Here is a 23,136-nt window from a genome sequence, read left to right as displayed (position 1 = left end):
CCCGGCCCGCCTCACCCGGGGTGGGTCAGCCGCGCCGCCCGCATCAGCAGGTAGCGCTGCTCCGGCACGCTGGTGGTCCGCCCGGCGGCGGCCCGGTAGTGCGTCACCGCGGCCTCCCGGTCGCCGGCCATCTCGTGCAGGTGCGCCCGGGCCGCGTCGAGCCGGTGGTGCCCGGCCAGCCGCGGGTCGCCGTCCAGTGCGGCCAGGGCGGCCAGCCCGGCGGCCGGTCCGCGCACCATCGCGGTGGCCACCGCGCGGTTGAGCGAGACCACCGGGCTGCCGGCGAGCCGTTCCAGCACCTGATAGAGGGCGAGGATCTGCGGCCAGTCGGTCCGCTCGGCGCTCGGCGCCTCGTCGTGCAGCGCGGCGATGGCGGCCTGGAGTTGGTACGGCCCGACCGGTCCCCGGGCCATCGCCCGGGTGACCAGCGCGGTCCCCTCGGCGATCGCCGCTGCGTCCCACCGGCTGCGGTCCTGGTCGGCCAAGGAGACCAACTCGCCCGAGGGGCCGGTCCGGGCGGCGGCGCGTGCGTCGGTGAGCAGCATCAGGGCGAGCAGCCCGGCCACCTCGCTGTCGTCGGGGAGCAGCGCGTGCATCCTGTGGGCCAGCCGGATCGCCTCCTCGGCCAGATCCACCCGGCGCAGGTCGGCGCCCAGGCTGGCGGTGTGGCCCTCGGTGAAGATCAGGTAGAGCACGTGCAGCAGGGCGGCGAGCCGCGCCTCCCGTTCCCCCTCGTCCGGCATCCGGAACGGCAACCCCGAGGACCGGATGCGCTGTTTGGCCCGGCTGATCCGCTGCGCCATGGTCGCCTCGGGGACCAGGAAGGCACGGGCGATCTCCGCGGTGCTCAACCCGCCCACGGCGCGCAGGGTCAGCGCGATCGCCGACGCGGTGGACAGCGTCGGGTGACAGCAGAGGAAGAGCAGGATCAGGGTGTCGTCCCGTTCCCCGGCCGGCGGCTCGTCCGCGGCCGGCGCGGTCCGCCGGTCGTCGCCCTCCCGCCGCGCGGCGCGGTCCTCCCGGTCCCGGCGGGCCGTCTCGGCCCGGACCAGCTCGATCATCCGGCGGTACGCGACCTGCACGAGCCAGCCGCGCGGGTTGTCCGGCAGCCCCTGCGCCGGCCACTGGACGGCCGCGTCCAGCAGCGCCTCCTGCACCGCGTCCTCGGCGGTGGCGAAGTCACCGAACCGGCGGGCGAGCACGCCGAGGACCTGCGGCGCCAGTTCGCGCAGCAGGTCCTCGACGGTGCGGTCCGGGGCGACCAGCGGTCACATCTCCTGGGACGGAGCGGACATCACCGGGTGCACCTCGATCGGCATGTTCAGCGGTCGCCCGGCCGGGCCGGGTGCGGTGGAGATGTGCGCGGCGATCTCGACCGCCCGCTGCGGGGTCTCGCAGTCCACGATCCACCAGCCGGCGAGGAACTCCTTGGTCTCCGCGAACGGCCCCTCGGTGACCACCGGGACGCCGTTCTCCCCGGCCCGGACGATCCGCGCCTGCTGTGGCCCGCCCAGGCCCTCCCCCTGGACCCACTCCCCGTCGGCGGCGAGCTTGGAGTTGACCTCCGCCATGAACCCGATGTGCGCCCGGATCTCCTCTGGCGTCCAGGTGTCGATCGACGGGAAGTCGGCTCCGGCGGCGCTGAACTGCATCAGCAGCATGTACTTCACGGTTCGCTCCTCACGTCCGAGCACCGATTCTCGGTGCTTCCACCCTCAGGTAGAAGCCGCCACTCCGCCGCTCGACATCCGCGCGGGAACGTTCTCAAGATTTTTTGACGCCCGTCCGGTGGGCAGGTGATGCCGGTGGGGTGAGTGTGCGTGCCCGGAGCCGGCAGACGAACCTCAGCCGACCGCGGTGACCTCCAGCAGCAGCGCCTGCTCCGGGTGCAGGGCCGGCAGTTGCAGCCCGACCGAGCCGAGCACCGATCCGCTGAGCGTCACCTCGCGCTCCGAGGCCAGCCAGCCGGGCGGCGCGAGCTCCAGCAGCGCCGGCTCCGGCACCCCGGCGGGCAGCCGCACGGCGTACCGCCGCGCCGGGCCCAGCCCGGGTAGGCGGACCGTCCCCGGCACCTGCGCCACCGAGGTGGCCAGCCGGGAGACCGCGTACACCGCGCGGGAGCGGTCCTGCGCGACCACGCCGTGCGCCTGGACGGCCGGATCGGGATGGTCCACCCGGACCACCCGGCCGGAGTGCAGCAGCGGACGGAGGCGTTTGTGCAGCGCCACCCAGGCGGCGAGTTCGGCCCGCTCGGTCGCGGTGATCCCGCTGATGTCCCACTCGATGCCGTGGTGGCCGAAGAGCGCGGTGACCGCCCGGAAGCCCAGGTCGTGCACCCGGTGGGTGGTGTGCGAACGCTCCGGTCCGACGTGGGTGCCGATCAGCTCGGGCGGGAGCAGCAGGCCGGTCCAGCGCTGGATTGACAGCCGCTCCAGGGCGTCGTTGCAGTCGCTGGCCCAGACCCGGTCGGTCCGGCGCAGGATCTCGAGGTCGACCCGGGCGCCCCCGGAGGAGCAACTCTCGATCTCCACACCGGGGTGCCGGGCGCGCAACTCGTCGAGCAGCCGGTAGACCGCCACGGTCTGCGCGTGCACCCCGGGCCGGCCGGCGTGCCCGGCCTCGGTGAGGTCCCGGTTGTGGTCCCACTTCAGGTACGCGATCCCGTCGTGCTCGGTGAGCACCGCGTCCAACCGGGACAGCAGGTGGGCGTACGCGTCCGGATGGGCGAGGTCGAGCACCTGCTGGTGCCGCCATTCCGGTGGCAGCCGCCCGGGTGCCTGGAGGACCCAGTCAGGGTGGGCCCGGAACAGGTCCGAGTCCGGGTTGACCATCTCCGGCTCGACCCAGAGCCCGAACTGCATCCCGCGCGCACGGACGTGGTCGATGAGCGGTTGCAGCCCGTCGGGCCACACGTCGTCGTCCACCCACCAGTCGCCGAGCCCGGCCCGGTCGTGCCGGCGGCCCTGCAACCAGCCGTCGTCCAGCACGAAGCGTTCCACGCCCACCTCGGCGGCCCGGTCGGCGAGCCCCTTGAGCCGGTCCAGGTCGTGGTCGAAGTAGACCGCCTCCCAGACGTTCAGGGTCACCGGGCGCGGGGTGCGCGGGTGCTGCGGGCGGGCCCGCAGGTGGGTGTGCAGCACGTCGCTGAGCCCGTCCAGACCGGTGGCGGAGTGCGCCGCGTAGAGCAAAGGAGTGGCGTACTGCTCGCCGGAATCGAGGACGATCTCGCCGGGGGTGAGCAGCTCACCGCCGCCGAGGGTCGCCTCGCCGGTCGGCCGGCGCTCGGCGACGGTGACGTGGTCGCCGCTCCACGCGGTGTGCACCGCCCACACCTCGCCGTGCCGGAAGCCGAAGCCGGGCGTGCCGGCGACCAGCAGCAGCGTGGCGTCGTGCCCGGTGCGCCCGTGCCGGCCCTCGCGGACCCAGGCGCCCATCGGCCACGGGTGCCGCTGCGGCGTCCGTTCCCGGCACCAGCGGCCGGTCAGGTCGAGCAGCTCGGTGGCGACCGCCGGGACCGGCAGCACCGGGGTCAACTCCCGCACCTCGTAGCGGGTGTCACCGTCGTTGCGCAGCCGGTGCCGCAGGGTCAGCAACCCCGCCGCGTCCAGGGTGATCTCGACGGTCAGCGACAACCCCGCGCCCGGGTCCGCCGCCCGCACGGTCACCCGCGCGGCGTCGGCCCCGCCGTGGTCGCGCTCGTCGTCGGGTACGCCCACCGCCGCCCCGCCCGTCGCCACGCGGCCCGGTTCCGGGCCGCCGTCGACCACGTCCACCCCGTCGAGGCGGAAGGCGGTGGACCAGTCCCGGCCGTCGCGGTGCCCGGCCAGGCCGGGCCGGCCACTCCAGCCGGCGCTCGCCTCGGGCAGCAGGGACAGCACGGTGGGCGCGTCGAAGCTGCTCGGCACCACCGGCGGGATCGTGGCGTCGACCAGGACGGGCAGCTCGTCGGCGGGCAGCGGGCCGAGGTCGGCGCCCCAGTGCACGACCCGGGGCAGGCCCGGGCCGCGCGCGTCGAGCACCAGGCTGGTCCGCGCGCGGCGCAGGTGGACGATCGTCATCCCTTGGAGGCTCCCAGCGTCAGGCCCCGGACGAACTGCTTCTGCAACAGGAAGAAGATCACCAGGGTGGGGATCGCGACCAGGACGGACCCGGCCGAGACCAGGTTGTTGTCGGTGAAGAACTCGCCGCGCAGGTTGTTCAGCGAGCTGGTGACCGGGAACTTGTCGCCGGTGCGCATCAGCACGGTGGCCCAGAAGAACTCGTTGTAGATCCAGGTCACCTCCAGCGTGGCCAGGGCGGCCAGGGCCGGCCGGCACAGCGGCATGGTGACCTGCCAGTACTGCCGCCAGATGCTCGCCCCGTCGACCATCGCCGCCTCGTACAGCTCGTGTGGCAGGGCCTTCATGTAGTTGCTCAGCACGAAGACGCAGAAGCCGCACTGGAAGGCGACGTTGACCAGGATCAGCCCCCAGTAGCTGTCGTAGAGCAGCTCCGAGTCGCTCATCCAGGCCGGCAGCGGGATCTCGGTGAACATCCGGAACAGCGGGATCAGCAGGGCCTGCTGCGGCAGGAGGTTCGCCGCGGTGAAGAGGCCGAGCAGGGCGATGTTGAGCTTCCAGCTGAACCGGGCGATCACGAACGCCACGCAGGAGGCGAGGAAGAGCGTGAGCAGCACCGCCGGAACCGTAATGTAGACCGAGTTGAGGAAGTGCTTGCCGAACTCGGCGGTCCGCCAGGCGGTCAGGTAGTTGTCGAGGGTCCAGCCGCCGAGCGAGACGTAGCCGTGGCTGGCGGTGTACTCGTACGACCGGAGCGAGGTCAGCACCGCCCAGAGGATCGGGAAGAGCCAGCCGACGGCCACCGTACCCAGGAAGAGGTGCAGGACCACCCGGGCGGGCCGCACCGGCCGGCGGCCCGGGCGGGGCGTGGCGGCCGTGGGCTCACGGGTCAGCGTCGCCGTGGTCATCGCTTGTCCTCCCGCATCACGGTGGCCAGGTAGACGGTGATGAAGACCAGGGAGACGACCAGCATGATCGTCGCCAGGGCGGAGCCGAAGCCGATCCGGCTGGCCTCGCCCACCACGTTCTGGGTGACCAGCGCGGAGAGCAGCTCCAGGCCGTTGCGTCCCTTGTTGACGACCCAGACCAGGTCGAACGCGCGCAGCGACTCGATCACCGTCACCACCAGCACGATGACGTTGATCGGTCGCATCACCGGGAAGACGACTCGGAAGAAGGTGCTGGCCTCCGAGGAGCCGTCCACCGCGGCGGCCTCCCGCAGCGACGGGTCGACGCCCTTCAGGCCGGCCAGGTAGAGCAGCATGATGTAGCCGACGTGCCGCCAGCCCGCCGCGACCAGCACCGCCCAGATGTTCACGTGCGGGTCGCCGTACCAGTCGGTGTTCCCGCCGAGCAGCGCGTTGAGCAGACCCTGGTCCCGGCTGTAGATGAGCTGCCAGACGAAGCCGATCAGCGCGAGCGAGAGCACCACCGGCAGGTAGAGCGCGGTCTGGTAGAACCGGCTGCCGCGCAGTTCCTTGTCGAGCAGCACGGCGAGGAACATCCCGAACGGGGTGGCCACCACGAAGAGCGCGGCCAGCCAGAGCACGTTGTGCTGCACCGCGGGCACGAACGGCGGGTAGATGTTCACCACGTCGTCGTAGTTCTTCCACCCGACCCAGTCGATCTCGCCGAGCGGGCCGATGCCGTCCCAGTTCGTGCCGGAAAGCAGCACGGTCGCCGCCGCCGGCAGCCAGACCAGGGCCACCACCAGCAGCAGGGGTACGAGCACCATCAGCGTGATCACCACGCGGTCGGTGCGGGAGAGGAGCCGCGGCCGGCGGCCACGACCACCCGTGACGGTGGTCGGGGCCGGCGACGGTACGGCGCGATCCGCTTGGATCAGGGGCAGGTCGGACATGGTGTCCTCCCCCTTTCCGCCGTCAGCTGGTGAAGATTGACTTCTTCTGGTTCTCGATGCTGGTCAGCAGCCCGCTGATGTCCTTCGGGTCCTTGATGAACTGCTGCAGCGCCGGGATCATCACCGTCGAGGCGAAGTCCGGCCGGGTGTCCCGGTCGAGGAACTGGGCGATCTCGGTGGCCGAGCCGACCAGCTCGGCGGCCTTCTTCTGCAGCGCGGTGTAGCCGCTGGTGTCCGCGCCGGTGTTGGCGACCAGGGTGCTCGGGTCGTTCTTCACGGTGATGTTCGCGGCGTCCTTCGAGCCGAGGTACTCCAGCAGCTTCTTGGCGTTGGCCTCGGACTTCGGCTTGCGGGCCATCATGTAGCCGTCGATCGGGGCGTCCAGGGCCTTCGCGCCGATCGTCGAGTCGACCTCGGGGAAGGTGAAGAAGTCCAGGTCGTCCTGCTCGTCGTCGTTGAACTGCTGGGCGACGAAGAGGCCGAGTAGGTACATGCCGCTCTTCTTCTGCTGCAACGACTGGGCGGCCTCCTGCCAGGTCCGGCCGAGCGCGTCGGGCTGGTGGATGGGGAGCAGTCCGGCCCAGGTGTCGAAGACCTTCTTCACCTTGTCGGAGGTCCACGCCTCCTTGCCGGCCATCAGGTCGACGTGGAACTGGTAGCCGTTGATCCGCAGGTTGAGGATGTCGAAGGTGCCCATCGCCGGCCAGCCGTCCTTGTCGCCGAAGGCGATCGGGTTGAGGCCGTCCTTCTTCATCTGCGCGCCGAGGCTGTTCAGGTCGTCGAGCGTCTTCGGCACCTGGTAGCCGTGCTGCTGCCAGACCGACTTGCGGTAGAAGACCGCCCACGGGTAGTACGAGGCCGGCACGAAGTACTGCTTGCCGTCGTCGCCGGTCGACGCCTTCTTGAACGCGTCGGAGTAGCCGGAGAGCTTGCCCCAGACGTCGCTGACGTCACCGGCCAGGCCCTTGGCGGCGAAGAACCGCATCCGGTAGCCGGCGAACCAGGTGAACACGTCGTCCGGCTTGCCCTGCAGGTAGTTGTTGATGTTCTCCTGGAACGTGTTGTGGTCGACGGTGTTGATGTCGACCGTGACCCCGGATGACGTCTTGAAGCCGTCCATCACCTTGGCGATGACGTCCTTCGGCTTCGGGTCCGACTGGTTCGAGCCGAGCGACACGGTCTTGGCGTCGCCGCCGGAGCCGGAGTCGGAGCCGCAGCCGGCGAGCAGTCCCGTGCCGAGCAGCGCGCCCGCGCCGGCCGCGCCGGCCAGCAGCGAGCGGCGGTTCAGGCCGGCGACGGACGGGGGTACGAGTCGGGCGAGGTACTCGGCTTGCGAGCGGGGACGGGACATTGTGCCTCCTGCGTGGAAGAGGTGCGCTGCGCCCAAGGGCCGTGATGGATGGCGGGGATCGGTGTTCGTGCCGGGGCCCGTAGATCCACCGTGAATCCACATGTCCGAACACAAACAGCCGGTGGCGCTTGAAGCTACCCCTTGGTTCCGTGCTGTCAAGAGGGCAGGCGGACAGCGATAACCCAGTTGTGACATTGGCTGGGCGGCGGTAAACGTTGGAACGGCAGTCGATGTTGGAAAGTGTTGACTTGAGTGCCATTCGGGGGCACGCTCTGCTCTCATGCGGAACTGGCACGGCGAGAGCATCTGGTACGGCGCCGACTACAACCCGGAGCAGTGGCCCGAGGAGACCTGGGCCGAGGACGTCACGCTGATGCGCCGGGCCGGGGTCAACCTGGTCTCGGTCGGGATCTTCTCCTGGGCCCTGCTGGAACCCGCCCCCGGGCGCCACGAGTTCGGCTGGCTCGACCGGGCGCTGGACCTGCTGCACGCCGGCGGGATCAGCGTCGACCTGGCCACCGCCACCGCGAGCCCACCGCCCTGGCTGGCCCACCGCCACCCGGAGACGCTGCCCCGCCGCGCCGACGGGACCGTGCTCTGGCCCGGCGGCCGGCAGGCGTACTGCCCCAGCTCGCCGATCTTCCGGGAGCGCTCGCTCGCCCTGGTCGAGGCCGTCGCCGGCCGGTACGCCGACCACCCGGCCGTGGTGATGTGGCACGTCTCCAACGAGTTGGGCTGCCACAACGTGCACTGCTACTGCGACGTCAGCGCCGAGGCGTTCCGCCGCTGGCTGCGCGACCGCTACGGCGACCTCGACACGCTCAACGCCGCCTGGGGCACCGCGTTCTGGAGTCAGCGGTACCACGACTGGGCCGAGATCAACCCGCCGCGGACCGCGCCGACCTTCGCCAACCCCACCCAGCAGCTCGACTTCCTGCGCTTCTCCTCCGACGAGCAGCGGGCCCAGTTGCGCGCCGAGCGGGAGCTGCTGACCCGGCTGGCCCCGCAGCCGGTGACCACGAACTTCATGATCGGCACCGGCATCAAGTACCTCGACTACCACTCGTGGGCGGCCGACGTGGACCTGGTCGCCAACGACCACTACCTCACCGCCGCCGACCCGCAGCCGCAGGTCAACCTGGCCCTCGCGGCGGACCACACCCGGGGCGTCGCGGGCGGCGCGCCCTGGCTGCTGATGGAACACTCCACCAGCGCGGTCAACTGGCAGCCGCGCAACGTCGCCAAGACCCCCGGCCAGCTGCGCCGCAACAGCCTCGGGCACGTGGCGCGCGGCGCCGACGGGGTGCTCTTCTTCCAGTGGCGGGCCTCCCGGGCCGGGGCGGAGAAGTTCCACTCCGCGCTGGTGCCGCACGCCGGCCCGGAGACCAAGGTGTACCGCGAGGTCTGCCGGCTCGGCGCCGACCTGAAGGCCCTCGCCGAGGTACGCGGCAGCCGGGTCGACGCCGACGTGGCGATCCTGTTCGACTACGAGGCATGGTGGGGCGCCGAACTCGACTCCCACCCGAGCGTCGACGTCACCTACGCCGACCGGCTCGCCGCCCTGCACGGCGCGCTCTGGCGGGCCGGGGTCACCGCCGACGTGGTGCACCCGTCCACCGACCTGTCGCGCTACCGGCTGGTCCTGGCGCCCACCCTCTACCTGGTCCGCGACGCCGACGCCACGGCGCTGCGCCGCTACGTCGAGGCCGGCGGCACGGCGCTGGTGACCTACTTCAGCGGCATCGTCGACGAGCACGACCACATCCGGCTCGGCGGTTACCCGGGCGCGTTCCGGGACCTGCTCGGGCTGCGTGTCGAGGAGTTCTTCCCGCTCCGCGCGGGTGAGCGGGTGCGGCTCGACGACGGCGCGACCGCCGACGTGTGGACCGAGTGGCTGCACGCCGAGGGCGCGGAGGTGCTCGCCGCGTACGCCGACGGGCCGCTGCCCGGGGTGCCCGCGCTGACCCGCCACGCGGTCGGCGAAGGCGCCGCCTGGTACGTCGGTACCCGGCTCGACGCCGCGGCCACCGACCGGCTCGTGGCCCGGCTGCTCACCGAGTCCGGGGCCCGGCCGCCGGTGTCCGCCCCGGCGGGCGTGGAGGTGGTTCGCCGCCGCGGCGCCGGCGGTGCGAGCTGGCTCTTCGTCATCAACCACACCGACGCCGAGGCCCGGGTCGCCGTCACCGGCACCGAGCTGCTCGGCGGCGGCCGCAGCGACGGCGAACTGGTCGTCCCGGCGGGCGAGGTGGCGGTGGTCCGCGAGGGATCCGTCCCCGGGGACCGGGCGGCCGAGGTCGCCTGAGTCCGCGTACCGTGCCTCGTGCGCACAGAGGAGGGGTTCGATGCTCGCCCAGCAACGGCAGAGCGCCATCCTGGAGCTGATCCGCCAGCACGGCGGTGTCCGCGTCAGCCACCTGGTCAGCCGCTTCGGCGTGTCCGACATGACCATCCGGCGGGACCTCGAGGTGCTCGCCGATCGGGGCCTGGTCGACAAGGTCCACGGCGGAGCGACCCTCGCCGGCCCCGGCTCGGCCGACGAGCCGGGCTTCGCCGCCAAGTCGATCCGGCAGCAGGTCGAGAAGCGGGCCATCGCGGAGCGGGCCGTCGGGCTGGTCGAGCCCGGCATGGCCATCGCCCTCTCCGCCGGCACCACCACCGCCGCCCTCGCCGGCCGCCTCGCCGACGTGCGCGGCCTCACCGTGGTCACCAACTCGATCCCGGTCGCCGACGTGCTCTACCAGAACCCCCGCCCGGACCAGACCGTCGTGCTCACCGGCGGCATCCGTACGCCGTCGGACGCGTTGACCGGGCCGGTGGCCGAGGCGGCCATCGGCGCGCTCAACGTCGACCTGCTCTTCCTCGGCGTGCACGGGATGAGTCCGCGGACCGGGTTCACCACCCCCAACCTGCTGGAGGCGGCGGTCAACAAGCGGTTGATCGGGGCCGCCCGGCGGCTGGTCGTGCTCGCCGACCACACCAAGTGGGAGACCATCGGCATCGCCACCATCGCGCCGCTGGACGAGGCGGACGTGCTGATCACCGACGGTGGCCTGCCGGCCGAGGCGCGCCGCCAGATCGGCGAGCAGGTCGGCGAGCTGATCGTCGTCGACGCCGACTGACTCACCCGCCTAGACGCCACGGGCTCGGCGCCGCCCGATCCCCGCGCTGGCGCGACGGCGCCGCGACCGCCGGTGAACTGCGGCTCTACCGGCAACCCTGGGGGTTCGATCTCGCCGACATCCGGTCCCACGTCGAACTCTGGCGCGGCCGCGGATCCGACCGTCCCGGTGGCGGCGGCCCGCCACGTCGCCGCGCGGCTTCCCGACGCGCACCTGACCGAGGTCCCGGACGGCGGCCACCTGCTGATGTTCCAGCGGTGGCGGGACATCCTCACCCGACTCGTCGCCGCGGCTCGGTCGCGGCCGTGACCGCGTCCGGAACGCCGGAGGGCCGAACTGGGCGGAGCCGCTTTCAGGCACTTCACAGCCGCCCAGGTTAGGGTGCCCTTTGTGGCCCGAACGCTCCACCGTGGAGCGTGCTGACGGTAAAAGCGGGAGTGGCGATGGTCTTCAAGAAGATGCTGAGCGCGTTCGGCGTGGGCGGCCCGAGCGTCGACACGGTGCTGACCAACCCGAACACCCGGCCCGGCCTGGCCCTGGACGGGCACGTGAACCTGATCGGCGGAGACGCGCCGGCCAGCATCGAGCACATCGCCGTCGGCCTGGTCACCCGGGTGGAGATCGAGGGCGGCGACACCGAGTACGCGGGCGTCATGGAGTTCCACCGGATGCCGGTGAGCGGGCCGTTCGAACTGGCCCCGAAGCAGCAACTGTCCATCCCGTTCCAGCTCGCGGTGCCGTGGGAGACCCCGGTCACCGACGTGTACGGCCAGCGGCTGCACGGCATGACGATGGGGCTGCGCACCGAGCTGGCGGTGGCCCGGGCGGTGGACAAGAGCGACCTGGACCACGTGGCGGTCCACCCGCTGCCGATCCACGAACGGATCCTCGACGCCTTCCAGGCGCTCGGGTTCCGGTTCAAGCACGCCGACCTGGAGCGCGGCCACATCCACGGCGTGCAGCAGACGCTGCCGTTCTACCAGGAGATAGAGTTCTTCGCCGCGCCCCAGTACGCGCAGGTGATCAACGAGGTCGAGCTGACCTTCGTGACCAACCAGCGGGGCGTCGACGTGATCCTGGAGTGCGACAAGCGCGGCGGCTTCCTCAGCGCCGGCCACGACGCCTTCGGTCGGTACGCGGTGCCGCACGGCGACGCCGACCGGACCGACTGGGTCCAGGTGGTGGACGGCTGGCTGCGCGAGACCACCTCCCGCTACGGCAACCTGCGCGCCCACGGCTTCGGCGCCCCGCACGGCCACGGCTACGGCCACCACGGCCGGCCCGGCTCGGGCGTGGGCGGCATGGTGGCGGGCGCCGCGCTCGGTGTCGCGGGCGGCCTGGTCGCCGGCGAGCTGATCGAGGAGGCGTTCGAGGGCGACTTCGACGACTTCGGCGGCGACTTCGAGTAGGAGTCCACCCCGTTCCGGTGTGGGCTCGGGACGACGCGACGGCGGTGGCCCCGGGGCGTTCCCCCCGAGGCCACCGTCGTGCTTTTCAGGTCGGGCGCGGGTCAGCGACCGGCCCGGCGCTCGGCTCCGGACCGGCGCGCGCTGCCGGCCTTGGACAGGCCGCGGCTCAGCAGGTAGGCGCCGGTCAGGGCGGTCAGGTACCACCAAGCCGCGTTCGGGTTGTTGATGTTCAGTCCGTCGATGGCCGGACCACGCCAGAACGCGGCGATCACGACGACCGCGACAGCGGCGGCGTACACCCAGAACTCGGTAGTGAGGAACGCCTGCTTGGTCTCGGTGCCCGGCGACGGCATCTGCTCCCGGTGACCGTCGTGCGCCATCGGCATCGGACGGGTCGGGCTCTCCTGCATGGCCGCCCGGTTTGAGACGTCCTGCATCGGTCGATTCATGGGCCTGGTGGATGCAGCCTGCGTGCTCATCTGGTCCTCCTCAGGATTTGATGAGTCGTTCCCTGCACTCCCTCGCCCCGCTACCGCGTGTCGGCCACGGCACGGTTCGCGTTCATGGCGGGGGCACCCACCGTCTACCCGGGCCCTCCCGAGAGGTAACGCCGGCCCCCGGCCGAATAGGAGCAGCCCCGGGTGGCCCGTCCGGGGGTCGGACATCCGGGCACGAACGGGACGCGCGACCGGCGCCCCCGGGGGACGGTTTGGGCCGCCGGTCGTCGGGCACGCACGGAGGATCCCGAGAGATCTGCGAGGTGGTTGACGTGCGTGAGGACGACATGCGGCAGGACGCCGCCCGCCGGGCCGAGGAGCGGGTCGCCGGCGGCGTGTACGGCGAGGGCGCGCTCGACGAGGTCACCGTGCCGCAGACCGACGTGACGCGGGTGATCCAGGAGGAGGACCCGGACGACCCGGCGCACATCGCGGTGGACGCGAACGTGCTCCGCGACGGCGGCCCGACCGGGGGTCAGGGTGCGGTCACCACGACCGGCGGCACCGCGGGGCCGGCCAGCGCCCGGCGGTTGGCCCGACAGCCGGAACGGCATCGGGGCACGGTCGCGCCGACCACCACCGGCGACGCCACCACCGGTGGCATGAGCACCCCGGCCGGCGGCTCGACGAGCGACGCCTCGGCCAGCGGCAGCCAGGTCGGCAACTTCACCGACGAGGGCGCCAACCCGGGCTGACCGGACCGACCCCGTCCGCCCCGCCCCGGTCAGGGGGCGGGGCGGGGCGGGGTTCAGGCGGTGCGGAGGATGCCGAGGCGTTGGGTGGCGCGGGTGAGGGCCACGTAGAGGTCGCTGTGCCCGCGCGGGGACTCGGCGACAATCCGCGCCGGCTCGACCACCAGCACCGAGTCGAACTCCAGCCCCTTGGCCTGCTCGGTGGTGAGCACCACCACCCGGTTCGCCAGCTCGGGCTGCTCGCCGACCGCGGCCTCCGGCAGCGCGGCGACCACCGCCGCGCCCAGCTCGGCCACCCGCCCGGTCGGCACGATCACCCCGAGCCGCCCGTCGGCCAGCCCGGCCGCCTCCCGCGCCGTCGCCTCGACCAGCTCCGCACCGAGCCGGTCCGCCCCGACGGTACGGTCCCACGGCGGCACACCGCTGGCGCGTACCGAGCGGGGCGGGCGCAGCGCCGGGTCGATCGCGGTGAGCACGTCGGCGGCGACCGCCATGATCTCGGCCGGGGTGCGGTAGCTGACGGTCAGCTCCTCCAGCCGCCACCGGTCCGCCACATACGGTTCGAGCGCCTCGGCCCAGGACGGCGTGCCGGAGAGCGCGCCGGTCTGCGCCACGTCCCCGACGATCGTCATCGACCGGCCCGGGCAGCGGCGCATCAGCAGCCGCCACGCCATCGGCGACAGCTCCTGCGCCTCGTCGACGATGACGTGCCCGAACGCCCAGCCCCGGTCGGCGGCGGCCCGCTGCGCGGTGGTCAGCCGCTCGGCGTCCTCCTGCCGTTCCGACAGCCGGTCGGCGTCGATCAGGTCGGTGACGCCGAGGATCTCGCCGCCGTCGGCCTCGTCCTCGACGTCGATGGAGCGGGAACCGCGCCAGATCTCCAGCACGCCCTCGGCGTACTCGCGTTCCAGGGCGCGCAGCCGCTCGCGGCGGGCCACGGCGGCCCGCTCGTCCTCGCCGAGCAGCTCGGCCGCCTCGTCCAGCAGCGGCACGTCGGCCGGCGTCCAGCCGCCCGGCTCGCGGTGCAGCAGCGCCCGCTCGGCGTCGGTGAGCATCGGCGCGGCGGTGGCGATCCGCTCCGCCGAGGCGTACAGGTCGGCGAGCAGGCGCTGCGGGGTGAGCACCGGCCACAGCTCGTCCAGCGTGGCGCGGATCTCGGGCTCCTCCCGCAGCTCCCGGCGGATCTCCGCGACGTCGGCCTCGGAGAGCAGGTTCTCCCCGCCGAGCGGGTCGGCGCCGATCCGCTCGGCGACCTGGGCGGCGAGCGCGTGCACGATCTCGATGTCGAACAGCGCGCGGGCCAGGTTGTGCGGGCGCTGCGAGCGGCGGGCCCGCTCCCGGGCCTGCCGGACGACCGCCGGGTCCAGGGTGAGGATCTCCCGCTGCGGCAGCTCGATCTCCAGCGGCTCGTCCGGCACCCACTGCCGGTCCCGGACGGCGTTCGCCAGCACCTCGGCCAGCACCGCCCGACCCTTCAGCGCGGCGGTCTCCGCCGGCTCGGTGCGCCGGGCGCTCACCCCCGGGAAGAGGTCCGCCTGGGTACGCAGCAGCACGCCGGTCTCGGCCAGCGCCGGGAGCACCTGGGAGATGTAGCGCAGGAAGGTGGCGTTCGGGCCGACCAGCAGCACGCCCCGGGTGGAGAGCTGCTCCCGGTGCGTGTAGAGCAGGTACGCGGCCCGGTGCAACGCCACGGCGGTCTTGCCGGTGCCGGGGCCGCCCTGCACCACCATGACGCCCGGCAGGTCGGCGCGGATGATCCGGTCCTGCTCCGCCTGGATGGTCTCCACGATGTCGCGCATCCGGCCGGTACGCCCGGCGTTCAGCGCGGCGAGCAGCGACGCCTCGCCGGTCAGCTCCTCGTGCGCGGTGGGGGAGGCGGTGGCGATGTCCAGCACCTCGTCGTTGAGGCCGGTGACCTTCCGGTCCCGGGTACGCAGGTGCCGGCGTCGGCGTACGCCCTGCGGGTTGGCGGCGGTGGCCAGGTAGAACGCCCGGGCGGCGGGGGCGCGCCAGTCCATCAGCAGCGGGTCGTAGTCGCCGCCGGAGTCGAAGATGCCGATCCGGCCGATGTAGCGGCGGGAGCCGTCGTCGCCGTCGAGCCGGCCGAAGCAGAGGCCGCTCTCCACCGCGGAGTACTGCTCGACCTGGTCGGCGTACATCCCGACGGCGGAGTCACGCTGGGAGCGGGCCTGCAACGTGCCGCCGGTGGCCCGCAGCTCGTCGTCGAGCCGTCGGGCGGCCTGGTCGCGCAGCCCGTCCAGCCGGTCGTAGAGCATCGAGACGTACTCCTGCTCGCGACCGATCTCGTCGTCCTGGTGCAGCTCAGCCGATACGTCGGAGTGCGTTGACAAGCCGGCTCCTCGTTGCCTAAAATAAGCGCAGGAATGGCTTTCTGAGGCCATTCCTTTTTGTGTTTGAACTGAGAAACATACCGCGTGGCCCACCCCCGGACCAAGCCGGTCCGGCCGCCCGCGATCACGTCACACCGCCCCGCACCCCTGACCACAGCATTCGGGGGCCCGGCCGGCGGTCGCCGGCCGGACCCCCGACGGGTCCCGATCAGTCGGTCAGCCCCGGGCCACCTGGTAGAGCCGCTCCGGGGTGACCAGCCCGGCCAGCACCCGCCCGTCGTCGGTGAGCAGCACGCTGAACAGCTTCGAGGTGAGCAGCCGGCCGCTGCCCCAGTCCCCACTCACCTTCGGCAGCGCCCCCAGCAGCCCCGCCACGTCGGCACCCGGGCCCGGCCCGGTCGCCGGCCCGCCGCGGCCCGGCTCCCGCGGCGGCGTCGCGGCGTCGGCCCCGCCGGCCGGACCGACCTTGTCGAGCCGCGCCACCAACACCGTGGTCCAGCCGGTCCCGACGGTCCGCACCTCCGAGCCGTCCTTCCGGTCGGCGTCCGGCAGGTGCTTCCCGACCGGCCCCCGCCCGTCGACCTTCTCCTCGGTCACGCTCACCCCGGCCGGCGGGTTGAACCGGAACTGGTCCGCGTCGGGCGTGCGGAAGTCCACCTGGGTGAAGGCCACCTCGAAGGCCGGCTCGTCGGCACCGTCGGCGAGCACCTCGAAGCGCAGCGGCACGTGCTCCTTCGCGTCCAGCGCGATGCGGACCTGGTGCACCAGGGACGCGGCGTCGCGCGGGGTGAGCACCAGCTCGTACGCGCTGCGCCCGGCCACCGTGGCGGAGCGGCCGACGGTGACCGCGGTGCTCGGGTCGATCGCCGCGAGGGCCCGGTCGGCGGCGTCGGCCGGGGTGGCCGGCGCGGACGGCACGTCCGCGTCGCCGGCCGGCAGCGTGCGGTGCGACGCGGTGTTGGTCCGGCTGCTCCACGTCCACAGGTCGCGGCCGTTGCGCAGCACGTCCCGCTCGCCGAGCGTGTCGACCAGGGCCAGCCGCTGCCGGTCCGGGCCCGCGTACCAGACCCGCAGCGTGTGGGTGCCGGTGATCAGGCTGGTCAGCTCATCGCCGCCGGCCATCCCGGCCAGGTTGGCCAGGGGCGGCAGCCCGAGGTCGGCGCGCTGCACCACGGTGCCGGAGAGCCCGTCGAGGCGGGACGTCCGCAGGTCTTCCAGCAGCTGCGCGGCGGTACGCGGTGGTAGGGCCGGCTCGGCGGTGGCGGCGAACGTGCCGATGGCGGCCCCGCCGCCGATCACGGCGACCCCCGCGGTCACCGGGACCAGCCACCGCAGCACGGCGCGGTTCTTCAGTACGGACATGGTGGACACCTCCTGACCGTAATGCTGCGCCCCGGCCGCTGTGAGCGGGCTGAGGAGAATCCCTAGGGGGTGTCACCTGGTGGCACCCTGGACGGGTGCGGTTGCTGGTGGTGGAGGACGAGTCGCGGCTCGCGGCGGCGCTGCGCCGGGGCCTGGCGGCGGAGGGTTTCGCGGTGGACGTCGAGTCCACCGGGCCGGCCGGCCTGGACGCCGCCCGGCACGGCGAGTACGACGCGATGATCCTCGACGTGATGCTGCCCGGCCTCTCCGGGTACGAGGTGGTGCGCCGGCTGCGCGCCGAGGAGCACTGGCTGCCGGTGCTCATGCTGTCGGCCAAGGACGGCGAGTACGACCAGGCCGACGGGCTGGACTGCGGGGCGGACGACTACCTCACCAAGCCGTTCTCGTACGTGGTGCTGCTGGCCCGGCTGCGGGCGCTGCTGCGCCGGGGCGCGCCGCAACGTCCGGCCGTGCTGGCCGTCGGCGATCTGCGGCTGGACCCGGCGCGGCGGCGGGTGACCCGGGCCGACGCCGAGGTGGCCCTGACCGCCCGGGAGTACGCCCTGCTCGACTACCTGATGCGCCGGGCCGGTCAGGTGGTCTCCAAGACCGAACTGCTGGACCACGTCTGGGACGCCAGCCTCGACACCGCGCCGAACGCGGTCGAGGTCTACGTCGGCTACCTGCGCCGCAAGATCGGCCGGGACCGGCTGGAGACCGTCCGGGGCGCCGGCTACCGGCTCGCCACATGACCGGCCCGCGGCGCGCGACCGGCCGGCGCCGCTGGCTGCCGACTCTCGGGCTGCGGGTGCGGCTGATGCTCATCGGGGTGGCCGGGCTGAGCGTCGGGCTCGCGCTCGGCGGCGCGCTGCTGCTCGGCGCGCTCGGCTGGACGTTGCAGCGCACGGTCGACGCCGAGGCGTTCCGGACCGCGGACGCGGTGGCGCTGCTCGCCGACTCCGAGGCCCTGCCCGATCCGCTGCCGGTGGCCGGCGGGCAGCTGCGGGTACAGGTGGTGGACGGGCAGGCGCGGATCCGCGCCGCCTCCATCGACGCCGACCGGCTGGTGCCGATGCTGCGCGCCGACCAGCTCCGCGCCGGCGGGCGCCAGCGCCTGGTGGTGGACGGGCGGCGGGTCGGGCTGACCGGCCCGGTGCGGGTGGTGACCGTGCCGGCGGGCAGCCCGGCCGACCCGCTCACCGTGCTGGTCGCCAAGTCGATGACCGACGTCCGGCACAGCCTGCACGTGGTCCGGGCCATGCTGCTGGTGGGCTTCCCGCCGCTGGTCGCCGGGCTGGCCGTGGTCGCCTGGCGGGTGGTCGGCGCCACGCTGCGACCGGTGGAGGCGCTGCGCCGGGGCGCCGCCGAGATCACCGACCGGGCCGGTCCGGGGCGGCTGCCCGTACCGGCGGCCCGGGACGAGATCCAGCGGCTGGCGGTCACCCTCAACGACATGCTGGACCGGCTGGCCGCCGCCCGGGCACGGCAGCGGGCGTTCGTCGCCGACGCGGCGCACGAGCTGCGCAGCCCGCTGACCAACATGCGGACCGAGCTGGAGGTGAGCCGGCGGCTGGGCGACGCGACGGACTGGCCGGCGGTGGCCGACGACCTGCTCGCCGACACCGCACGGCTCGGCCGGCTGGTCAACGACCTGCTGCTGCTGGCCCGTCTCGACGAGGAGCCGAGCCGGCCGGGCAGGCCGCCGCGCACCGCCGGGCCGGTGGAGCTGGGTGAGCTGCTGCGCGCGGTGGCCGACCGGTACCCGTCCCCGCCGGTGCGGGTGGTGCCGCCGCCCGGGCCGGTGTGGACCGAGGGGGATCCGGGGGAGCTGCGCCGGGTGCTGACCAACCTGGTGGACAACGCGCTGCGGCACGCCCGCGGCGAGGTGTCGCTGGCGGTCACCGGCCCGCACCCGGACCCGCCGGTGCCCCGGCAGCGGGGGACGGGGGAGCGGGCGTACCACCTGGTGACCGTGACCGACGACGGGCCGGGCATCCCGGCGGCCGACCGGGAGCGGGTCTTCGAGCGGTTCACCCGCCTGGACGACGCGCGGGCGCGGGACGACGGCGGCGCCGGTCTCGGCCTGGCCATCGTGCGGGAGCTGGTCCGCCGGGCCGGCGGCACGGTCGAGCTGGTCGACGCCGCGCCCGGCCGGTGCGGGCTGCGGGTGGACGTACGGCTGCCGGCGTTGGTCGAGCCCGAGCCCGAGGAGGGTTGAGCGTCAGCCCCGCCGGGTGCAGACCGGCGCGGCCCGGGCGACCGTGTCGGTGGACCAGACCACGGCGATGGTGAAGCAGTAGTCCTGGGTGCGGCTCAGCCCGTACGCGATATAGCTGTCGGTGCCCGCGGGCAGCTCCTCGAAGGTGTGCTGAGTGTCCCGGGAGCGGCCCCCGGCGATGACCACCGGCCCTTCCGCGCCGGCCGGGTAGGACCAGCTCAGCAGGATGCTGTCCCGCCGGTCGGTGAGCCGGACCCGGCCGGGCGGGGCGCCCGCGGAGGCGGGGGCGGCGTCCGGCGTGCCGGTGGGCGGGGCGGGGGTGCCGCTGGGCGGCGCACCGGTGGTCAGGGCCGGCGTCGGCGTGCCCCGCGCCCGGTCCACCCGGGACACCCCGGCCACCACCGCGATGGTGCCGAGCAGCAGGGCGACGATCACCCCGGCGACCACCAGCGGCAGCCACGGGGTGGTCCGGCCCTCGGGTGCCGGCGGGCGGGGCACGTGCACCGGCAGGTAGCCCGACGGCGGTTCGGGTTCGGCGGTCCCGGGCACCCGGCGTACGCCGGCCGGCTCCTCCCCGGTCAGCCCGACCACGGTCGGCGGCAGGGCGCTCTCCCCGGCGGCCGGGTCGTCGAGGGGCTGTTCCGCCGGCGGCCAAAAGTCGTCGACCGGCCCGGCGAGGTCGTCGTCGGCGTCCGGGGGCGTACGCGGGTTCGGCACGTGCGCCGCCTCGGCCGGCTCGGCGGTGCGCTCCGGCGGGTGGTAGAGCGGCAGCAGCTCCGGCGGATCCTCGTCGCCGCGGTCCGGCGGGTCGTGCGGCGGCGGCTCCGGCGGGCCCTCGGCGGTCGGGGGGACCCGGGCGGCCGGCACCACGGGCGTCTCCCGGGCCGGTGGCTCGGGTCCGGCGCAGACGTGGTCCGGGTCGGCGGCGGCCCGGGCCAGGGTGGCGACCTGCGTGGCGAGCGGGTCGTCGGCGGCCAGGTGCAGCGAGCACAGCTCCTCGGCGAGCGCCAGGTGCTCGTGGGAGTCCGCGTACCGGCCGCAGTCACGCTCCATCGCGCCGAGCTTGGCCAGCATCTTGATGCCGCTGGGGTGGCCGTCGCCGTACACCTCCCGGTGCAGCTCCCAGGCGTCCTGGAGGCGGTCCCGGGCGACCGCGCACTGGCCCCGGGCGTACTCCACGGTGGCCAGGTCGGCGTGCGCGGCCAGCACCCGCCGCGACTCGGGGCCGTCCCGCGCGGTCAGCTCGATGATGATGTCGGAGTAGAGCCGGGCGGCCCGGGCGTCGCTGCCGACCCGGTGCAGTACGGCGGCGAGGGTGGCGGCGGCGGTGACGGTGCGGTCGTCCGAGCGGCCGTACAGCCGGGTGGCCGCCGCGTACGCGAAGGCGGCCCAGCCGCGGGCGGTGTGCGGCTCGCCGAGGGCGACCAGCACCCGGGCCTGGAGGCCGGCGGCGTCGGCCAGTTCGGGGGAGGCGTTGGCGGGACGCGGATCGGCGTCGGTGAGCGCTTCGGCGAGCAACTGCTGGGCACCGGCGAGGTCGCCTTCGGACACCAGGTGGTGCGCCTGGACAGTCAGTTCGCCGAAGCCGGAGGACACGCCCCATCGTGCTCATTCGACGACGGTAAGTACAACCCCCGGCGTGGATCAGATTGGTCAGGATCCGGTCAGATGGTCGGCCAGGGTCTCGCTGATCCGTCGGAGCTGGTCCACCTGGGCGGGGCTCAGCGCGTCGAAGAGGTGCCGGCGTACCCCCTCGACGTGGCCGGGCGCGGCGGCGGCGAGGGTGCTGAAGCCGGCGCCGGTGAGTACGGCGATCTGGCCGCGGCGGTCGGTGGGGCAGTCTTCCCGGCGGACCCAGCCGGCCGCCTCCAGGCGCGAGACGGCGTGCGAGAGCCGGCTGCGCGAGGAGCCGGTGGCGTCGGCCAGCTCGCTCATCCGCATCCGCCGGTCGGGGGCCTCGGAGAGCCGGACCAGGATCTCGTAGTAGGCGTGCGGCATGCCGGCGTCGCGTTGCAGCTCACGGTCGAGGGCGTCCATCAGTGCCCGGCTGGCGGCGAGGAACGCGCGCCAGGTCCGTTGTTCGTCGGGGTCCAGCCACCGGGTCATGACGCCCATCATAGTTCATGTTGTTGAACGCTCAACCAAACCGGGGTACCGTCGGTGGCATGGGAATCCACCGGCTCAACCACGCCGTGCTCTACGTCCGCAACCTCGAGCGCAGCGTCGCCTTCTACCGCGACGTGCTGGGCTTCCGTCCGGTGGCGATGACGCCGGACGGGTTCCGGGGCGCTGCCTTCCTCCAGGCGGCCGGCTCCACCAACGACCACGACCTCGGCCTCTTCGAGATCGGCGCCGCCGCCGGCCCGTCGCCGGCCGGCCGGGCCACCGTCGGCCTCTACCACCTGGCCTGGGAGCTCGACACCCTGGACGAGCTGGCCGCCACCGCCGAGCGGCTGTCCGCGGCCGGCGCCCTCGTCGGCGCCTCCGACCACGGCACCACCAAGAGCCTCTACGGTCAGGATCCGGACGGGCTGGAGTTCGAGATCGTCTGGATCGTCCCCGCCGACCTGCTCGACGAGGACGCCCTCGCCGCCCGCAAGCGGATCGGCCGGCTCGACCTCGACCGGGAGCGGCAGCGCTACGGCGGCCAGACCCGCGGCGGGGTGGGCATCTCCGTCCCCGCCTGACGCACCACCGCACCGGCCACCGCGCCGATGCGGTAGAACGGCAGCATGTCGACCGACGCCGTCCTGCGCGAGCTGCTCGTCCGGCAGCTCGACCACTGGCTCCCGGGAGCGTTGCACCGCTCCCGGCGGGCCACCCTGGCCCTCGCGTACGCCGGGGCCGACACCGGCGACGCGGAGGCCGCGCTGCGGGTGGTGGCCGAGTTCGCCGACCGGCTGCGCGGCCGGCGGCTGACCGTGCTGGTGCTCGCCGACGGCGGCGCGGAGCTGCCGACCCGGCTCGGCGCGGCCGAGGCCGCCCTGCCGGCGGACGTTGCCGTGCACGTGGTGCCCGGCCACCCGGACCGGCTGCCGGTGGTGCTCAAGGCCGCCGGCGCGGCCGGCGCACCGCTGCTGGCCGTGGTCCACGGCGGCGCGGCCGACCCGGCCCTGCTGGCCGCCGTGGCCACCGGACGGCCGGCCGAGCTGCTGCTGGTCACCGCGCCCGGCCGGCCGGCCCGGCCGGCCCTGACCGCAGCCGGGTTCCCGCTGGTCACCGAGGTGGAGCTGATCCCCACGGACGGTGGACCGGCCCGGCTGCTGGCGTACGCCACCGGTTCGGACAAGAGCCTCGAAGCTCTCAAGGACGCGCTCTGGGCGGTCGACGAGTACGCCGGCGTCCGCTACCGCGACCCGGCCGACCCGGCGGGGCGGCTGCTCGCCATCACCCTGGAACCGGAACCCGGCCCGCTGCGCCGCGAACTGCTCGCCGAACTCACCCGCTCCGGCCCGCGCACGGTCGCCGAGCTGCGCCGCTTCGCGGCCACCTCGACGGTCTACCGGGCCGCCGACGCGAACCGGGCGCTGACCTCGCTGCTCGCGTCCGGCGCGGTGACCCGCGAGCCCGAGCACGGCCGGCTCGGCGGCGACGTGCTGATCAGCCTCGCCTCGCCCCGGGACGCTGGGTCATCTGCCTGACCACGATGGACGCGCCGGTGGCGATCACCCCGATGCTGAAGACCATCTGTGCGCAGACCACCACCCGGGCGATCTGCCCCTGGGCGTGCACGTCGCCGTAGCCGACGGTGGTCAGCGTGGTGAGGGCGAAGTAGAGCGCGTCGATCCGCGTGCGCAGCCCGCTGAACTCGCCCGGGCGGCTGTTCGCCACCACGTAGTCGGCGAGCGCGAAGACCAGCAGTCCGGCGATCAGCGCGACGGCGAGCCGGAGCAGCGCCCGGATCTCCGCGTCACCGGTGGGCTGCTCGACGGCGAGTTGGCGGCGTACCTGACCGGTGACCAGGAACGCCACGACGAGCACCAGCACCAGAGTGCCGAGCGAACGCAGGGCCAGCCGAAGCCCGTTCGGGTCCGGTTCCATGGGGACGGCGAAGTAGGCGACGAGCAGCAGCGCGATGGCCGCGGCAGCCCGTCGCCGTTCCCGCCGGAAGGACTCGTTGGCCACGCCGCGATTCTCCGTCCCGGGGGCGGCCCCGGCGGCGGAACCGCGAAGCCGCGCCCGGGGCCGGACGTCGAGCGGGGTGCCGGTGGATCCACC

The 23,136-nt window shown here is 73.8% G+C and carries 21 protein-coding genes; 9 read left to right on the top strand and 12 right to left on the bottom strand.

Annotation, left to right across the window (positions count from 1 at the left end; all coding sequences use genetic code 11):
• Window positions 1-11: 11 nt before the first annotated feature.
• The 6 genes from ACL02O_RS27820 to ACL02O_RS27795 form a co-directional block, all read right to left on the bottom strand.
• A complete protein-coding gene (locus tag ACL02O_RS27820) occupies window positions 12-1,202 on the bottom strand; it encodes an RNA polymerase sigma factor (protein WP_412821127.1) in 1,191 nt (396 codons plus the stop codon).
• A gap of 66 nt (window positions 1,203-1,268) precedes the next feature.
• The gene (locus tag ACL02O_RS27815; protein ID WP_412821130.1) at window positions 1,269-1,661 is read right to left on the bottom strand and encodes a YciI family protein; all 393 of its coding nucleotides are present in this window, start codon (window positions 1,659-1,661) and stop codon (window positions 1,269-1,271) included.
• Between the two features lie 183 nt (window positions 1,662-1,844).
• Window positions 1,845-4,058, bottom strand: a complete 2,214-nt coding sequence (locus tag ACL02O_RS27810; protein ID WP_412821126.1) for an alpha-galactosidase — start codon at window positions 4,056-4,058, stop codon at window positions 1,845-1,847.
• A complete protein-coding gene (locus tag ACL02O_RS27805; RefSeq protein ID WP_412821125.1) occupies window positions 4,055-4,966 on the bottom strand; it encodes a carbohydrate ABC transporter permease in 912 nt (303 codons plus the stop codon). Before ACL02O_RS27805 ends, ACL02O_RS27810 begins: the two co-directional genes overlap by 4 nt.
• Window positions 4,963-5,919: a carbohydrate ABC transporter permease gene (locus ACL02O_RS27800; protein WP_412821124.1), complete on the bottom strand. Its 957-nt coding sequence runs from the start codon at window positions 5,917-5,919 to the stop codon at window positions 4,963-4,965. The genes ACL02O_RS27805 and ACL02O_RS27800 overlap by 4 nt, the downstream gene beginning before the upstream one ends.
• Window positions 5,920-5,941: 22 nt before the next feature.
• Window positions 5,942-7,270 carry an ABC transporter substrate-binding protein gene (locus ACL02O_RS27795; protein ID WP_412821123.1) on the bottom strand — a complete coding sequence of 443 codons (1,329 nt, stop codon included), beginning with the start codon at window positions 7,268-7,270 and terminating at the stop codon, window positions 5,942-5,944.
• Between the two features lie 280 nt (window positions 7,271-7,550).
• Here ACL02O_RS27795 and ACL02O_RS27790 point away from each other — a divergent pair, with 280 nt between their 5' ends.
• The 4 genes from ACL02O_RS27790 (at window position 7,551) to ACL02O_RS27775 (ending at window position 11,798) form a co-directional block, all read left to right on the top strand.
• On the top strand, window positions 7,551-9,572 hold the full coding sequence (locus tag ACL02O_RS27790) for a beta-galactosidase (protein ID WP_412821122.1): 2,022 nt from the start codon (window positions 7,551-7,553) through the stop codon (window positions 9,570-9,572).
• Window positions 9,573-9,612: 40 nt separating this feature from the next.
• Window positions 9,613-10,389: a DeoR/GlpR family DNA-binding transcription regulator gene (locus ACL02O_RS27785; protein WP_412821121.1), complete on the top strand. Its 777-nt coding sequence runs from the start codon at window positions 9,613-9,615 to the stop codon at window positions 10,387-10,389.
• A 168-nt stretch (window positions 10,390-10,557) separates the two neighbouring features.
• Window positions 10,558-10,698 (top strand): hypothetical protein, encoded by a 141-nt coding sequence (locus tag ACL02O_RS27780; RefSeq protein ID WP_412821120.1) that lies wholly within the window; start codon window positions 10,558-10,560, stop codon window positions 10,696-10,698.
• A 134-nt stretch (window positions 10,699-10,832) separates the two neighbouring features.
• Window positions 10,833-11,798: a sporulation protein gene (locus tag ACL02O_RS27775; RefSeq protein WP_412821119.1), complete on the top strand. Its 966-nt coding sequence runs from the start codon at window positions 10,833-10,835 to the stop codon at window positions 11,796-11,798.
• A 101-nt stretch (window positions 11,799-11,899) separates the two neighbouring features.
• Here ACL02O_RS27775 and ACL02O_RS27770 read toward each other — a convergent pair whose 3' ends face one another.
• Complete coding sequence (locus ACL02O_RS27770) at window positions 11,900-12,235, bottom strand: hypothetical protein (protein WP_412821118.1); 336 nt, start codon at window positions 12,233-12,235, stop codon at window positions 11,900-11,902.
• A gap of 332 nt (window positions 12,236-12,567) precedes the next feature.
• Between ACL02O_RS27770 and ACL02O_RS27765 the strand changes: the two genes are divergently transcribed.
• Window positions 12,568-12,990: a hypothetical protein gene (locus tag ACL02O_RS27765; RefSeq protein WP_412821117.1), complete on the top strand. Its 423-nt coding sequence runs from the start codon at window positions 12,568-12,570 to the stop codon at window positions 12,988-12,990.
• Between the two features lie 53 nt (window positions 12,991-13,043).
• Here the strand turns inward: ACL02O_RS27765 and ACL02O_RS27760 are convergent, their stop codons facing one another.
• Window positions 13,044-15,263 (bottom strand): HelD family protein, encoded by a 2,220-nt coding sequence (locus ACL02O_RS27760; RefSeq protein WP_412821129.1) that lies wholly within the window; start codon window positions 15,261-15,263, stop codon window positions 13,044-13,046.
• Window positions 15,264-15,554: 291 nt separating this feature from the next.
• Window positions 15,555-16,700: a LolA family protein gene (locus ACL02O_RS27755; RefSeq protein WP_412821116.1), complete on the bottom strand. Its 1,146-nt coding sequence runs from the start codon at window positions 16,698-16,700 to the stop codon at window positions 15,555-15,557.
• A 95-nt stretch (window positions 16,701-16,795) separates the two neighbouring features.
• Here ACL02O_RS27755 and ACL02O_RS27750 point away from each other — a divergent pair, with 95 nt between their 5' ends.
• Complete coding sequence (locus ACL02O_RS27750) at window positions 16,796-17,452, top strand: response regulator transcription factor (RefSeq protein ID WP_412821115.1); 657 nt, start codon at window positions 16,796-16,798, stop codon at window positions 17,450-17,452.
• Window positions 17,453-17,517: 65 nt separating this feature from the next.
• Entirely contained in the window at window positions 17,518-18,918 is a 1,401-nt protein-coding gene (locus ACL02O_RS27745; protein ID WP_412821128.1) for a sensor histidine kinase, read from the top strand.
• Window positions 18,919-18,921: 3 nt separating this feature from the next.
• Here the strand turns inward: ACL02O_RS27745 and ACL02O_RS27740 are convergent, their stop codons facing one another.
• Together ACL02O_RS27740 and ACL02O_RS27735 are read right to left on the bottom strand one after the other, a co-directional pair.
• Window positions 18,922-20,514 carry a tetratricopeptide repeat protein gene (locus tag ACL02O_RS27740; protein ID WP_412821114.1) on the bottom strand — a complete coding sequence of 531 codons (1,593 nt, stop codon included), beginning with the start codon at window positions 20,512-20,514 and terminating at the stop codon, window positions 18,922-18,924.
• 57 nt (window positions 20,515-20,571) lie between these two features.
• Complete coding sequence (locus ACL02O_RS27735; protein WP_412821113.1) at window positions 20,572-21,033, bottom strand: MarR family winged helix-turn-helix transcriptional regulator; 462 nt, start codon at window positions 21,031-21,033, stop codon at window positions 20,572-20,574.
• Window positions 21,034-21,083: 50 nt separating this feature from the next.
• On the opposite strand from ACL02O_RS27735, the gene ACL02O_RS27730 reads away from it, so the two are divergent.
• Window positions 21,084-21,605 (top strand): VOC family protein, encoded by a 522-nt coding sequence (locus ACL02O_RS27730; protein ID WP_412821112.1) that lies wholly within the window; start codon window positions 21,084-21,086, stop codon window positions 21,603-21,605.
• A gap of 45 nt (window positions 21,606-21,650) precedes the next feature.
• Entirely contained in the window at window positions 21,651-22,559 is a 909-nt protein-coding gene (locus ACL02O_RS27725) for a hypothetical protein (protein WP_412821111.1), read from the top strand.
• Here ACL02O_RS27725 and ACL02O_RS27720 read toward each other — a convergent pair.
• Window positions 22,519-23,136 (bottom strand): potassium channel family protein (locus ACL02O_RS27720; RefSeq protein WP_412821110.1); only part of this gene is annotated, 618 nt, incomplete at its 5' end. The genes ACL02O_RS27725 and ACL02O_RS27720 overlap by 41 nt on opposite strands.

Origin of the sequence: Micromonospora mangrovicola (genome assembly GCF_047200535.1) — a bacterium.
In the GTDB taxonomy this organism is placed as follows: Bacteria; Actinomycetota; Actinomycetes; order Mycobacteriales; family Micromonosporaceae; genus Micromonospora.
Note: the sequence above shows the minus strand (reverse complement) of the source record. Positions and strands in the feature narration are given on the sequence as shown.

Excerpts from the sequence above, each read along its gene's own strand:
- ACL02O_RS27815 (WP_412821130.1), bottom strand. The coding sequence starts at position 1,661 with ATGCTGCTGATGCAGTTCAGCGCCGCCGGAGCCGACTTCCCGTCGATC.
- ACL02O_RS27810 (WP_412821126.1), bottom strand. The coding sequence starts at position 4,058 with ATGACGATCGTCCACCTGCGCCGCGCGCGGACCAGCCTGGTGCTCGAC.
- ACL02O_RS27805 (WP_412821125.1), bottom strand. The coding sequence starts at position 4,966 with ATGACCACGGCGACGCTGACCCGTGAGCCCACGGCCGCCACGCCCCGC.
- ACL02O_RS27800 (WP_412821124.1), bottom strand. The coding sequence starts at position 5,919 with ATGTCCGACCTGCCCCTGATCCAAGCGGATCGCGCCGTACCGTCGCCG.
- ACL02O_RS27795 (WP_412821123.1), bottom strand. The coding sequence starts at position 7,270 with ATGTCCCGTCCCCGCTCGCAAGCCGAGTACCTCGCCCGACTCGTACCC.
- ACL02O_RS27790 (WP_412821122.1), top strand. The coding sequence starts at position 7,551 with ATGCGGAACTGGCACGGCGAGAGCATCTGGTACGGCGCCGACTACAAC.
- ACL02O_RS27785 (WP_412821121.1), top strand. The coding sequence starts at position 9,613 with ATGCTCGCCCAGCAACGGCAGAGCGCCATCCTGGAGCTGATCCGCCAG.
- ACL02O_RS27775 (WP_412821119.1), top strand. The coding sequence starts at position 10,833 with ATGGTCTTCAAGAAGATGCTGAGCGCGTTCGGCGTGGGCGGCCCGAGC.
- ACL02O_RS27770 (WP_412821118.1), bottom strand. The coding sequence starts at position 12,235 with ATGCAGGACGTCTCAAACCGGGCGGCCATGCAGGAGAGCCCGACCCGT.
- ACL02O_RS27760 (WP_412821129.1), bottom strand. The coding sequence starts at position 15,263 with ATGCTCTACGACCGGCTGGACGGGCTGCGCGACCAGGCCGCCCGACGG.
- ACL02O_RS27755 (WP_412821116.1), bottom strand. The coding sequence starts at position 16,700 with ATGTCCGTACTGAAGAACCGCGCCGTGCTGCGGTGGCTGGTCCCGGTG.
- ACL02O_RS27745 (WP_412821128.1), top strand. The coding sequence starts at position 17,518 with ATGCTCATCGGGGTGGCCGGGCTGAGCGTCGGGCTCGCGCTCGGCGGC.
- ACL02O_RS27735 (WP_412821113.1), bottom strand. The coding sequence starts at position 21,033 with ATGGGCGTCATGACCCGGTGGCTGGACCCCGACGAACAACGGACCTGG.
- ACL02O_RS27730 (WP_412821112.1), top strand. The coding sequence starts at position 21,084 with ATGGGAATCCACCGGCTCAACCACGCCGTGCTCTACGTCCGCAACCTC.
- ACL02O_RS27725 (WP_412821111.1), top strand. The coding sequence starts at position 21,651 with ATGTCGACCGACGCCGTCCTGCGCGAGCTGCTCGTCCGGCAGCTCGAC.